The sequence below is a fragment of the [Borrelia] finlandensis genome, assembly GCF_000181875.2.
GTDB classification, from domain to species: domain Bacteria; phylum Spirochaetota; class Spirochaetia; order Borreliales; family Borreliaceae; genus Borreliella; species Borreliella finlandensis.
Map to the genome: position 1 here is coordinate 95,957 of NZ_ABJZ02000002.1, position 12,052 is coordinate 108,008.

Here is a 12,052-nt window from a genome sequence, read left to right on the forward strand (position 1 = left end):
GTTAATTTTGAAATATACTCAAAGTAAGTTCAAGAGTAGTAATTTTCAGAAACATAATAAACGTTTTTATGGTTTTAAGAATAAAAGATTAAATTCTGAGAGCAAAAGTCAAAATGTTGCCCCGCTAAACAGTTTTAATAATAAATCGACTGTTTTGAATGCAGATAAACAAAATGTTTTTAAAGGTAAATTTAGAAGAAAAAGTATAAAATTTAAAACAAGAATAAATCTTGATGTTGCTTGTGCTATTTGTGAAAAAAAAATAAATGATATTGTTTGTAGCATGTCTTTAAAGGTTGAAAATGAAGATAAACCTGTTCATTTTGATTGTGTTATCAATAAATTAACATCTGAAAATAATCTTTCAAGTAATGAAAAATTGGTTTATAAAGGTGCTGGTAAATTTTTTATTGTGGATACATCTTCTAGAGGAGAATATTTATATTTCAAAATTATTAAAGAAATTGAATTTGAAAATTTAGAAGAACAACCAATATGGCGTAAAAAAATTTTCAAAGATATTAATAGGGAGTTTAGGCTTTCTTGATATGAAGGTGGCAGTTTTTCCAGGATCTTTTGATCCAATTACTTGGGGGCATATTGATTTAATTAAAAGATCGTTGGCTATTTTTGACAAAGTTGTTGTTTTAGTAGCTAAAAATAAATCAAAAAAATATTTGCTAGGTGATATTGAGAGGTTTAGCCTTACAAAAGATGTTGTTTCGTCTTTAAATTTTTCAAATGTGTTTGTAGATAGGTATAGCGGGTTTATTGTTGATTATGCATTGATTAATTCTATTAAATTTATTGTTAGAGGAATTAGGGCTTTTAATGATTTTGATATAGAGTTTGAAAGATATCTTGTTAATAATAAGTTAAATTTTGAAATTGATACTATATTTTTACCAAGTAGTGCAGAACATTTATATGTAAGGTCGGATTTTGTAAAGGAATTAATGTTGAAAAAGGATGTTGATCTTTCTAATTTTGTTCCAGAATTGGTGTTTAATAGATTAAAATCTAAGTTTATTGACAAATGACTTGGTTAATATATATATTATTAAGATAATTTAATGTAGTTTAAAAGTAGTTAGGAGAAAGTAATGGCTGTTCCAAAATTTAAGCCTTCAAAATCTAGAAGTAGAACAAGGCGTAGTATAAATATGAGAAAAAAAATTCCACAATTTCAAGAATGTTCTAATTGTGGTAATCTTGGCGTGAGACATAGGATTTGTTTAAAATGTGGATATTATAGGAATAACCAATATCTAGAAATAGGTTTGTAGCTTGTAGTAAGGAAGGTGTATTCATGGATAATGATGAAATTTTTAGCAAGGTTAGGTCTATTATATCTGAGCAACTTGATAAAAAAGAAGATGAAATTACCACAGACTCTAGATTTGTTGAAGATCTTAATGCAGATAGTCTAGATATTTATGAGCTTTTGTATTTGCTTGAAGAGGCCTTTGATGATAAGATTCCAGAGAACGAAGCCAATGAATTTGAGACGGTAGGCGATGTTGTTAATTTTATTAAAAAGAGAAAGGGTTGATGAAAAAAAATTCTTCTGATTTTTGTTTGTGTAATGAAAGAAAAGCTCAATTGAGTAAATTTTTGGAGAATTTGAGCATTGATTTTAGTAATTTTGATTTATTGGATACAGCATTGTGTCATTCGTCGTATTCTAATGAGTTGGATCAAAAATCTAGTAATAATGAGAGATTAGAATTTTTGGGAGATTCTGTGCTTAATTTGATTATTACAGATCATCTTTATAAAACTTATCCAAATAAAAGTGAAGGAGAGCTCAGTAAGGCCAGATCTTATATTGTTAGTGAAGATTCCCTATCTAATATTGCTAGAGAGATTAATCTTGGTTCTTATATTTTGCTAGGTAGAGGAGAGGAGAGTAATGATGGTCGAAACAAAAAAGGCATTCTTGCAGATGCTATTGAAGCTTTTGTAGGCGCTATTTATCTTGATAGTGGGTTTTTAAGAGCAACAGAATTTGTGGTTGGACTTTTTGATATGTATATAAGATTGATGTTTAATAGGGGTGATTTTAAAGATTATAAGAGTTTGTTACAAGAATATGTTCAAAAGAAATATAAAATCTCACCAAGTTATAAGCTAGACAAGGAAATAGGTCCAGACCATGATAAAGTTTTTTGTGTGGAACTTTATGTTGGAGAAAATTTTATATCAAATGGAAAGGGCAAATCTAAAAAAGAAGCGGAAATGAGGGCGGCTGAAGTAGCTTTAAAAGCTATGGAAAACATTAACCTTTAAGGTTTTGATTTTTTTTATAAGATAATTTTTAGTATTAAGCTTGGGATTTTCAATTACACATCGTAGTAGCATATTTAAAATTTTACCTATATTTTTGTTTTCTATTTGTTCTAGATTTTGAATATCTTTTCCGTTTATTTTTAAATCTTTTAAAGAGAGAGGATTTTTTAGCAATTTTTTTCTTTTTATGTTTTTTATTATAAATAAATATCTTTTATTTTTTCCTTTGAGCGCTTTGTATATATCAATTATTTCTTTATAATGCTCTCTTGTGCTTTTGCTAAGCAAATATCTAATATCACTTAATTTTTTGACATTAAAAATATTGTTATTATCGATTATGCTTCTATAAAATAAAATTAGCTTAATTTCTTTATTTGAGAATTTAAGTAAAGTTAATTTTTCTTTTAGTTCTTTGATAGGTTTTTTAATTGTCAATATTGTGATTGCTTTTAGATAAAATTTGTTTTTATCAAGTAGAGCAATTTTTTTGATTACTTTTGTTTTTATTTCTAGATTAAAAAAATTTTTAAAAAAATCAACTTTTTTAAGATAATAAATTCCTTTTTGTATATTTATGCCTTCTAATAATTTGTGAAATTCATTTTTTATTCTTTCTTTTGAAATCATTAAAATATTTTCTTTTTTATATTTCATTGAAATTAAAGTATTTTTTTCAATGTTAAAATTAAGTGTGGATGAAAATCTTGCTGCTCTAAGTATTCTAAGGGCGTCTTCTTCAAATCTTTTGTTTGGATTTCCTATGCATCTTATTATTTTCTTATTAAGGTCTTTTTTCCCATTATAGCAATCTATTATGTTAAAGTTGAAAATATCCATTGCAATTGCATTAATTGTAAAATCTCTTCTTTCAAGATCTTGAATTAAATTTTTAGTGTATTCTACTTGTTTGGGGGCTCTGTTGTTTTCATATTCTTTTTCTATTCTGTATGTGGTGATTTCAAAGATTTTTTTATTAAAAATAATACCAATTGTGCCGTGTTTTATTCCTGTTTTAATGTTATTTGGAAATAATGTTATTATTTCTTCAGGAGTTGCATTTGTTGCAAAATCAAAATCGTAAGGCTGCTTATTAAGTAGTAAGTCTCTTAAAGCGCCCCCAACTAAATAAAATTCGTAGTTATTTTTTTTAAATATTTTACCAATTTTAATTATATTTGGATTGTTTCTTCCTAGATTCATATAAAATTATATTATAGTGTAAATAATTTTTTTCTAAAATTGATTTACAATTTTAATTTATTTGAAGTATGCTGTAAGTAGTACTTTATTTTTAAATGGTTTTATTGGGGTTTTATGAGTGGTAATAACAATAGCGTATACAACTCTATAGGTCAACTTTCAAAGGAGACTAAAAATAGGTTGATGAATGATATAAGAAAAAGTTTAGGTTTGAATTCTTCCGATTTTGTTTTGCCCAATAGTAGTAATGAGCCTTATGTTGATTCTCAGCTTGAAAAATTTCTTTCGGGGCGCTTAATGGAAGAATCATTTCTTATTAGAATGTGGTTAACTATTTTAAATTTTTTTCAGAAAGATAAAAGCAAAGAAGATATATATAAAGCTTATGTTATAAAAAACCTGGAAAATCAAATTAATGAAATGTGTAAAAATCCAGTAATAGATTTTAAGAGAGAATGTTTGCATGTTGGTTTTGTAGAAATGTTTTTTAGTGTTTGCCGATATTCAATGGAATTGAAAGAATTTTTTAGGAAATTAGAAAAAGGTGGTATTGTTGTTGAGCAAACTATTTTAGAAATTATTCAAAGCAAAGTTCTTAACTCTAAGAACAATTTGGAAGATTTTTTGGATGAAGGTGAATATGAGCTTTTTTTAAAAAAAGAAAAAACCCAAAACGATTTAGAAGAATCTCTTAAGGTCAAGATAAATGAATATATTAATTCTATTCCATCTAGTACTTACAAAATTGTCTCGGATATGTTTGAGTTTTATTATGTTTTTAATAGTTTGGCGTTTTTTCCTTACAAATCTTTTTTTTCATTTTTCAATGTAGATCTTTTAGATAGTGCTGAGAATATTAGCATTGTTGACTTTGAGGTTGGATTTGGAACCAGCTTTTCAAGTGTTAGTAAGTATTTGAATTCCTTTTTTGACATTTTGTATACATTAAAAGATATTGAGATAGATGAGGATATTGTTAAAAGCATTATATCAAATTATTTTTCAATATCTGATGATATTAGTAATTCAGAGATAATTTCAAGAGAAGATCATATATCTCGGGTAGAATATGTATTGAAAAATGTTTTATCTATTGTATCTAAGATTGTTGGCTTGTCGAGGACTTTGCCTTATTTAGATATTTTTAGAGTATATTGCAAAAATCCTGTTGTATCTCCTAAAAAATATGTACCCTTTTTTGATGTAAAAAATTTTTATGAGAATATTTTATTTTTAAATGTTATGGGTCAGGCTATTAAAAAGCGTGATAGCTCTTTAAAAGTTCTTGTTATCAAAGAAATAAAAAATCTTGTTAGAGATCCTAGTGTAATTTTAAATTTAAAAGGCGAGATTTTTAATGAATTAAATCTTGGTCGTTATAGTTTTAAAAAGTTATATTTTCTTAATGATTTTTTTAAAAACATATATGATGTTAGAATGATGGAAGTTTTAAGAACTATAAATAATGTCGTATTAATCAATAATCATGATTTGAGAAATATATATGTTGACATTGAAAATAATATTACTGCTTTGAAAAAAGAAATTTATAATATTTACTTTGAGATTGATTATAAAAATGAAGAGTTTGAAAGGTATAAAAGAGATGTTAAAATTGATGACTCTTATAAGGAAAGGATTTTGAAGTGGTGCTTAACAGAATCGGTTTCTATTGATAAGGTTTCCAATAGATTTGTAGATTATTTTATTGAGCTTAAAAAGAGGTGCTTGTCTCTGTTGGAAAATCATAATGTTTTTATTCGAAAATCTTTAACGGTTTCTTACAAATCAATGGTAACTGAAAATAAAACAATTACATTAGCCGATGTTATTGGCAATCTTTTGGAAATCATAAATCAAGCACTTTTTATAATAAAAAATTTATAAATTTCATGAAAGCTTTTAAAGTAAAAAATTTAAGACGTTTTTCAAATTTTATTAGAATTTTGGTTATTGTATTGTTTTTAAATTCTTTGCTAAGTTTGTTCGTGTTTTTGGCCGGTTCTTACAATATTTTTGTTTACAATTTTCAGAAATTTTATCTTGATCTTGCTATTATTTTAAGCTCTGTTTCTTTTGGGCTTGAATCTACTAGACTGATATTTTTTTATTTTTTGAAAAATAAAAAAATTAAGTATTATTTAATTTTAATTTTTAGTTTTATAATTTTTTTTATTGCTCTTGTTTTTAAAATTTTTCTTTCTGGTAATAAATAGATTAAGGAAGATTATATTAATTATTTATCATTATTCTATTGACTAATGAATTTTATTTTTATAAACTAACTATTAGTTTTTGTTTGCCGACTTAGCTCAGCTGGCCAGAGCAGCGGTCTTGTAAACCGCAGGTCGTCGGTTCGAATCCGACAGTCGGCTTTTATGGGGCGGTACCGAAGTGGTTAACCGGGGCAGACTGTAAATCTGTTGGCTTTGCCTACGTGGGTTCGAATCCCACCCTCCCCAATTTAGTGAAATTGTAAGCGATTGCCTTTTTACAATTTTTTGTTGTGATCTTTTAAATGTGTTATGTCGTTTCATTTTGATGCTTTTATTTTTGTCTATTTAGAAAAGTTATTATTGGTTATAAAATATGATGTTAGCTATCAATTAAAATTTTTAATTGATAGCTAAAGTGTAATTAGCAAAGACTTTTGTTTGGCTAGGAGATTCTTGTGCTTATTAAAATTGGGAAAGTGTTTATTCTTTTTTTCTTTTTAGGATCTATTTTGTCAATTTTTATATATTTTTTAAATTTATCTTCTTTGGCAAATGACTTAGTTTATGAATTTAATATTGAAAAAGGTTGGGGAGTTAAAAAAATAGCTAAAGAATTGAAAAAACAAAAGTTAATTAAATCCGAACTGCTTCTTGTTTTTATTTCATATATTTTAGGTAGTGATAAACAATTTAAAGAGGGGAGATATTTAATAAATGGCGATCTTTCTACATTTGAAATATATAAAGAGTTTTTAAAGGGATCTTCTAGCGTAAATATTGATGTTACAATACCCGAAGGGTATACTAGCAGAAGAATTGCTTTAAAGCTTAAGGAATTTTCTGTTATTGATGATGTTCAAGATTTTCTTTTTTTAATCAACAAAAAATCCTTTATTTATGAGCTTGGGCTTGATTACGACTCTCTTGAAGGATTTTTATTTCCAGATACTTATAAATTTTATAAGGGTATAGAAATAAAGAATGTAGTTCGCATGTTTGTTGATAATTTTTTGAATAAGCTTAAGTCTATAGGAGTTGTTCTTGGCGATTATTCAAGTAAGGAGCTTTACAATAGGGTAATAATAGCATCTATTGTTGAACGTGAATATAGGGTTAAAAGTGAGGCTCCAATAATGTCTTCGGTTTTTTATAATAGAATAAAATCTGGTATGGCATTACAATCCTGCGCTACTATTGAATATGTTATTACAGAGGAGCTAGGACGAAGTCATCCTAAGAGAATTTATTTTTCAGATTTAGAGATAGATTCTCCTTATAATACATATATTAATAAAGGATATCCTCCTGCTCCAATTTCAAATGCCGGTATTATTTCGCTGCAAGCGGCTTTTTTCCCCAAAAATACGCAATATTTATTTTTTGTTGTAAAAGACTCTAAGTTGGGCACACATCAATTTTCATCAGAATATTCATCACATCTTTTAGGGGCAAAAGATTATATTAAAAATTTTATTACTAAGGGTTAAGAAGTATGAAGTATTTACAAACTGTAGCTTCAATGAAAAGTAAATTTGATATTGTAGCTATTGTGGAGCAGTATATTAAGCTTGTTAAATCGGGATCTGCTTACAAAGGTCTTTGCCCTTTTCATGCTGAGAAAACTCCCTCTTTTTTTGTAAATCCTTTGCAAGGATATTTTTATTGTTTTGGATGCAAAAAGGGTGGAGATGTTATTGGATTTTTAATGGATATGGAAAAAATCAATTACAATGATGCTCTTAAGATTTTATGCGAAAAATCCGGTATTCATTATGATGATTTAAAAATAAGTCGAGGAAGTGAAAATAAAAATGAAAATAAAGACATGGTTTCAAAAATTTACTCTTTGAATTCTAGGCTAATTAATACCATTAAATTTTTTTTAAGTAAAAACAAAAAAGCTTTAGATTATGTTTTAAAAAGTAGAGCAATATCTAAGGAAATTGTTGATTTATTTGAACTTGGTTATTTGCCATTTAACTTTAAAAATGGTTTAGAGCTTCATGATTTTTTAGTTTCAAAAGGATACTCTTCTGAAGTACTTAGAAAAAGTGGTTTGTTTTCGAAAACGAATCCCAAAGTTTCTATTTTATTTCAAAGATTAATTTTTCCAATTAAAGACTTTAAAGGAAATGTTGTTGGTTTTGGAGGTCGAGATTTAGATGGGAAAGGTTCTAAGTATATTAATTTAGGTGAAACTGAAGTTTTTAAAAAAAGGGAGCTTCTTTATGGATTTTATGAGGGCCTTGAGGAGATTAAATCTACAAAATCAGTTATATTGGTAGAAGGATATATAGATGTTCTTGCCTTTTTTACATCTGGGATTAAGAGAGCTGTATCTACTCTTGGCACTGCTTTTTCAAAAGAGCACTTAGCTTTAATTCAAAGATATGCTGATGAGATAATATTTTCTTTTGACGGGGATGATGCTGGACTTTCTGCAACTTTAAAAGCTTATCAAATTTGTTTGCCGTTTAATATCAATGTTAGTGTTGTTAGAATGGATTTTGGTAGTGATCCTGCGGATGTTCTTAAAAGTGAGGGTGTAGACTTCTTGCAAAAAATTTTAAATAATAGATGTGATGCTTTTGAATATCTTTTGGATGTTTATTCTAATAAATATGATTTAAATAAAACTGTAGATTTAAATGCCATGATTAATTTATTTTTAAATTTGATAAATTTATCAAAAGTAGATACTCAGAAAAAAATTTTTTTAGACAAGCTAAGCAATAAACTTGGTATTGGTGTGACAACTTTATTGAAAGATTATTATAGAATAAAAGAAAGATTTGTAGTTGACAATAATAAAAGAAATTTGTATGCTCATAATGATGATTCTTATGAGAGGTATCTAATAGTAGCTTTGTTGAAAAATTTTAGTTATTTTAGCATAGTAAGGCGCAATATTATTGATAGTGATTTAATTAATGTCGATGCCAGAAAAGTTTTTATGTGCTTTGAAAATTTATTTGAAAATAATAAAGATTTTTCATTAATGGATTTAAAAAAAAAATTAAAGGATACCTATAAAGTTAGTGAAATTTTTTTTGAAGAAATTTTAAATTCTGAATTTGAAGTGGATGATGAGATGCTCATTCATATTTTACTTGCAATCAAGAGAAGAAAATTAGATTCTCGTGTTTTGCTTTGCAAAAAAAGATATGAAGGGGACTCTTTGGTAAATGCTAAGATCCAAATAAATGAGTTAATGTTTTTAAATATGCAGAGAAAAAATTTAAAAATCTACATAGATGATGTTCCAGGGAGTTAGGTTTTGTCGGATTTGGAAAAGAAATATTCGAAGCTGATAGAGGGTATTATTACTCATTTGGGAGATAGAAAATCTCTTAGTTTTAGTGAATTATCAAATTTACTTCCCGATGATATATTAGAACCAGAGATTCTTGATTGTATTTGTTCGGTACTTGAGGATAGGGGAATAGGTTTAGTTAATAAAATTTCGGAATTAGATCTGGTTGTCAGTGAAGATGGAAATGATGAAGAAGAAGAGGTTGAAATTGAATCTGATAGAAATTTTATGATTTTAGATGATGGTTTTCAAGGTGATGAGGAAGATATTGACATTGATGTTAAGCTGGATGATTGTGATGAGGAAGATATTTCTGTTAAGGATGATTTAGGTTCAGGGTATATTAAAAGCAATGTTTTAAAAGATAGTCACTCAGAAGATCCAATCAAGCTTTATTTAAAGGAAATAGGAAAAGAGTTTTTATTAACAGGAAATCAAGAAGTTGAACTTGCAAAGCAAATGGATTCTGGAGAGAGTATAATTGAGAATATTCTTAAGAATGAGGGACTTGTTATAGAAAATTATTGTAATCTTGTGAATACTATTTACTCAAGAATGGAAAGGGAAGAGTTTTTTAAAAGAGAAAAAGATAAGGATAAAGAGAGTAGTCCGGATTATTATAATAAAAAAAAAAGAATTGCCTCTTTTTACAAAATTCCTTTAAAGCCAATTCAAGATCGTTTAATAAGTTATGTAGATAATAAGCATAGGGTGTATGATCTTGGGGGGGATATTTTTGAAAAGAATTTAAAAAAGGAAAGATTAGCCCTAAAAGAGCTTTTGAGAGACATTCCTTTGTATCAAGAGGAGTTAAGGATTTTCTCAGATGATTATATTGATTCTGCTAACAAAATAAAAGATTTACAAAGACAGCAAAGAATAATTCTAAGCAGGCTGAAAATTGAAAAAATAAGAGATTTGAGGGTGCTTGGAAGAGATTTGACTATTGCTGAAAAAAAAATAGAGATAGAAAAATCTCTCAAGCTTAAAGAAGATGCTATTAAAGAGCAGATTACAGAGGCTCAGCTTGCTCAAAAAGAACTTGAGAGAATTGAGATGTATTATGAATATCCAACTGATAAAATAATAAGCATGTCAGAAGAGATTGCTAAAGGGAAGCAAATGATGCAGCATGCTAAAGATCAGTTGATTAAGGCTAATTTAAGGCTTGTTGTAAGCATTGCTAAAAAATATGCAAATAGAGGCCTTCATTTTTTTGATCTTGTTCAAGAAGGCAATATTGGATTGATTAAAGCTGTTGAAAAGTTCGAATATAAGAGGGGTTTTAAGTTTTCAACTTATGCTACTTGGTGGATTAGACAGGCCATAACAAGATCTATTTCTGATCAAGCTCGCACAATTAGAGTTCCTGTGCACATGATTGAGCAAATAAATAGGCTTAATAGAGAAACTAGATATTTAATTCAAGTTTTAGGCAAAGATCCCACAGATGAGGAGCTTTCAGACAGACTTGGATGGGAACTTAAAAAGGTTAAAACCGTAAAGAGTGTTTCAAGAGAGCCTGTTTCTCTTGAAACACCAATTGGAGAAGAGGAAGATTCTGTTCTTAGCGATTTTATTGAGGATAAGGCAATAAAAAATCCTGCAAATCACACATCTTTTGTAGTTTTGCAAGATCAAATAAGAGCAATTCTTGGAACTCTTCCTGAAAGAGAACAAGAAGTTGTAAAAATGAGATTTGGACTTGAAGATGGCTATTCTTTAACTCTTGAAGAGGTTGGACTTCATTTTAATGTTACAAGAGAAAGAATTAGGCAAATTGAATCTAAAGCATTAAGGCGGCTTAAAAATCCCAAAAAAACTCAAAAATTAAAAGATTATCTTGAAGATTTAAATTGAACAGGAGGATTGATGGAAAATAATATTGATACATTAAAAAAACTTGAAGTTATATATAAATTTAAGTTTGAGCTTGAAGAAAGGCGAAAAAGTATTCCCAAGTATTTGGAGGCGAAAAAAAATCAGATTGAGGAATTGTCGAGAGTTCTTGTTGATTTGCAACAAAAGTTTAAGGAGTATCAAAAAGAAGACTCTGCTTTAAAGTTAGATATTCAAGATATTAATTCAAGAAAGAGCAAGGCTGAAGAAAAAATTGATAGCATTAAAACGCAAAGAGAGTATGAGGCTCTTGAAAAAGAACTTCAGGTTATTATTGACGATGAAGTTACAATTAGAAAAAAGATGACACATGTTAATGGGCTTAAAACTAAAATAGAAAAGGAAATATTAGATGTCAACGAGAAGCACAGTAAAGAAGAGGAATGTTTTAGAGCTGAAAGCAGTAGTTTTGAGCTGGAGCTTTTAGAAATTGAAAAGAAACTTTTAGAAATAGAGAGTGAAGAGCTAAATTGTGCTTCTAAGATGAATGAAGATTTTTTATTTAAGTTTCAAAGAATAATAAGAAATAAATCAAATGGAGTTGTGCCTTTGGTTAACAATGTTTGCAAAGGTTGTCATATGATACTTCCTATTGAATTTGCAAATAAAGTAAGACGTGAGCCCAACGATATTAAATTTTGTCCTTATTGCAGTAGAATACTTTATTATCAGGATAAAGTTCAAATAAGCGATGAAATAATTCCTGGTAGTTTAGCAGATCTTGTTGAATAAAATTTATTAATTTGATACTTTTTATTTAAGCTGGCAGTCAGCCATCGCTTAGTTTTATAATTAAAGCTTAAGAGGAAAGTCCGAGCTCCAATAAGAACATAATGCTAGGTAATGCCTAGGGGTTTTAAACCTAAGAAAGTGTCGCAGAAAATTACCGCCGTAAAAGGTAAGGGTGAAAAGGTGAGGTAAGAGCTCACCGCTTATTTAGCAATAAATACAGGCAAGATAAACCTCATTGGGAGCAAGATCAAGTATGTAAGCACCCTTTGTTCTTGAGGACATGCTTACGGGTAGATCGCACGATTTTTTTAGCGATAAAAAAACAAGAGAGATGATGGCATAGTACAGAACTCGGCTTATGGGTGTCAGCTTAATTTCATTAACCTAAAAGAGAGTTTTA

Annotated in this window: 12 protein-coding genes, 2 tRNA genes and 1 other RNA gene; 14 read left to right on the plus strand and 1 reads right to left on the minus strand. The window is 28.1% G+C overall.

The window, feature by feature from the left end; genetic code table 11:
• Positions 1-7 precede the first annotated feature (7 nt).
• The 5 genes from BSV1_RS00730 (at position 8) to rnc (ending at position 2,289) form a co-directional block, all read left to right on the plus strand.
• Complete coding sequence (locus BSV1_RS00730) at positions 8-547, plus strand: hypothetical protein (RefSeq protein ID WP_008882194.1); 540 nt, start codon at positions 8-10, stop codon at positions 545-547.
• A gap of 1 nt (position 548) precedes the next feature.
• A complete protein-coding gene (coaD, locus tag BSV1_RS00735; RefSeq protein ID WP_008882239.1) occupies positions 549-1,040 on the plus strand; it encodes a pantetheine-phosphate adenylyltransferase in 492 nt (163 codons plus the stop codon).
• 63 nt (positions 1,041-1,103) lie between these two features.
• A complete protein-coding gene (rpmF, locus tag BSV1_RS00740; protein ID WP_002557290.1) occupies positions 1,104-1,286 on the plus strand; it encodes a 50S ribosomal protein L32 in 183 nt (60 codons plus the stop codon).
• Positions 1,287-1,309: 23 nt separating this feature from the next.
• The gene (gene acpP, locus BSV1_RS00745) at positions 1,310-1,552 is read left to right on the plus strand and encodes an acyl carrier protein (protein WP_002656801.1); all 243 of its coding nucleotides are present in this window, start codon (positions 1,310-1,312) and stop codon (positions 1,550-1,552) included.
• Positions 1,552-2,289, plus strand: coding sequence for a ribonuclease III (gene rnc, locus BSV1_RS00750; protein ID WP_008882234.1), 738 nt, complete (start codon positions 1,552-1,554; stop codon positions 2,287-2,289). Before acpP ends, rnc begins: the two co-directional genes overlap by 1 nt.
• On the opposite strand, the gene BSV1_RS00755 is transcribed toward rnc, so the two are convergent.
• A complete protein-coding gene (locus BSV1_RS00755) occupies positions 2,260-3,492 on the minus strand; it encodes a CCA tRNA nucleotidyltransferase (protein ID WP_008882280.1) in 1,233 nt (410 codons plus the stop codon). The genes rnc and BSV1_RS00755 overlap by 30 nt on opposite strands.
• 114 nt (positions 3,493-3,606) lie before the next feature.
• Here BSV1_RS00755 and BSV1_RS00760 point away from each other — a divergent pair, with 114 nt between their 5' ends.
• From BSV1_RS00760 to rnpB, 9 genes are all read left to right on the plus strand, one after another.
• A complete protein-coding gene (locus BSV1_RS00760) occupies positions 3,607-5,379 on the plus strand; it encodes a hypothetical protein (protein ID WP_008882281.1) in 1,773 nt (590 codons plus the stop codon).
• A gap of 5 nt (positions 5,380-5,384) precedes the next feature.
• The gene (locus BSV1_RS00765) at positions 5,385-5,708 is read left to right on the plus strand and encodes a hypothetical protein (RefSeq protein WP_002557295.1); all 324 of its coding nucleotides are present in this window, start codon (positions 5,385-5,387) and stop codon (positions 5,706-5,708) included.
• A gap of 85 nt (positions 5,709-5,793) precedes the next feature.
• Positions 5,794-5,867 (plus strand) — tRNA-Thr (locus tag BSV1_RS00770).
• A 5-nt stretch (positions 5,868-5,872) separates the two neighbouring features.
• Positions 5,873-5,954: transfer RNA gene (locus BSV1_RS00775), tRNA-Tyr, on the plus strand.
• Between the two features lie 209 nt (positions 5,955-6,163).
• The gene (gene mltG / locus BSV1_RS00780; RefSeq protein WP_008882221.1) at positions 6,164-7,195 is read left to right on the plus strand and encodes an endolytic transglycosylase MltG; all 1,032 of its coding nucleotides are present in this window, start codon (positions 6,164-6,166) and stop codon (positions 7,193-7,195) included.
• A 5-nt stretch (positions 7,196-7,200) separates the two neighbouring features.
• A complete protein-coding gene (gene dnaG, locus BSV1_RS00785; protein ID WP_008882282.1) occupies positions 7,201-8,982 on the plus strand; it encodes a DNA primase in 1,782 nt (593 codons plus the stop codon).
• 3 nt (positions 8,983-8,985) lie between these two features.
• The gene (gene rpoD, locus BSV1_RS00790; RefSeq protein WP_008882306.1) at positions 8,986-10,881 is read left to right on the plus strand and encodes an RNA polymerase sigma factor RpoD; all 1,896 of its coding nucleotides are present in this window, start codon (positions 8,986-8,988) and stop codon (positions 10,879-10,881) included.
• 12 nt (positions 10,882-10,893) lie between these two features.
• Positions 10,894-11,652, plus strand: coding sequence for a zinc ribbon domain-containing protein (locus BSV1_RS00795; RefSeq protein WP_008882252.1), 759 nt, complete (start codon positions 10,894-10,896; stop codon positions 11,650-11,652).
• 26 nt (positions 11,653-11,678) lie between these two features.
• An RNA gene (gene rnpB, locus BSV1_RS06440) (RNase P RNA component class A) lies at positions 11,679-12,029 on the plus strand.
• The last annotated feature ends 23 nt before the right edge of the window (positions 12,030-12,052 follow it).

Coding starts and splice junctions, on each gene's coding strand:
- BSV1_RS00755 (WP_008882280.1), bottom strand. CDS start 3,492: ATGAATCTAGGAAGAAACAATCCAAATATAATTAAAATTGGTAAAATA.
- rnc (WP_008882234.1), top strand. CDS start 1,552: ATGAAAAAAAATTCTTCTGATTTTTGTTTGTGTAATGAAAGAAAAGCT.
- dnaG (WP_008882282.1), top strand. CDS start 7,201: ATGAAGTATTTACAAACTGTAGCTTCAATGAAAAGTAAATTTGATATT.
- coaD (WP_008882239.1), top strand. CDS start 549: ATGAAGGTGGCAGTTTTTCCAGGATCTTTTGATCCAATTACTTGGGGG.
- BSV1_RS00795 (WP_008882252.1), top strand. CDS start 10,894: ATGGAAAATAATATTGATACATTAAAAAAACTTGAAGTTATATATAAA.
- acpP (WP_002656801.1), top strand. CDS start 1,310: ATGGATAATGATGAAATTTTTAGCAAGGTTAGGTCTATTATATCTGAG.
- BSV1_RS00760 (WP_008882281.1), top strand. CDS start 3,607: ATGAGTGGTAATAACAATAGCGTATACAACTCTATAGGTCAACTTTCA.
- rpmF (WP_002557290.1), top strand. CDS start 1,104: ATGGCTGTTCCAAAATTTAAGCCTTCAAAATCTAGAAGTAGAACAAGG.
- BSV1_RS00765 (WP_002557295.1), top strand. CDS start 5,385: ATGAAAGCTTTTAAAGTAAAAAATTTAAGACGTTTTTCAAATTTTATT.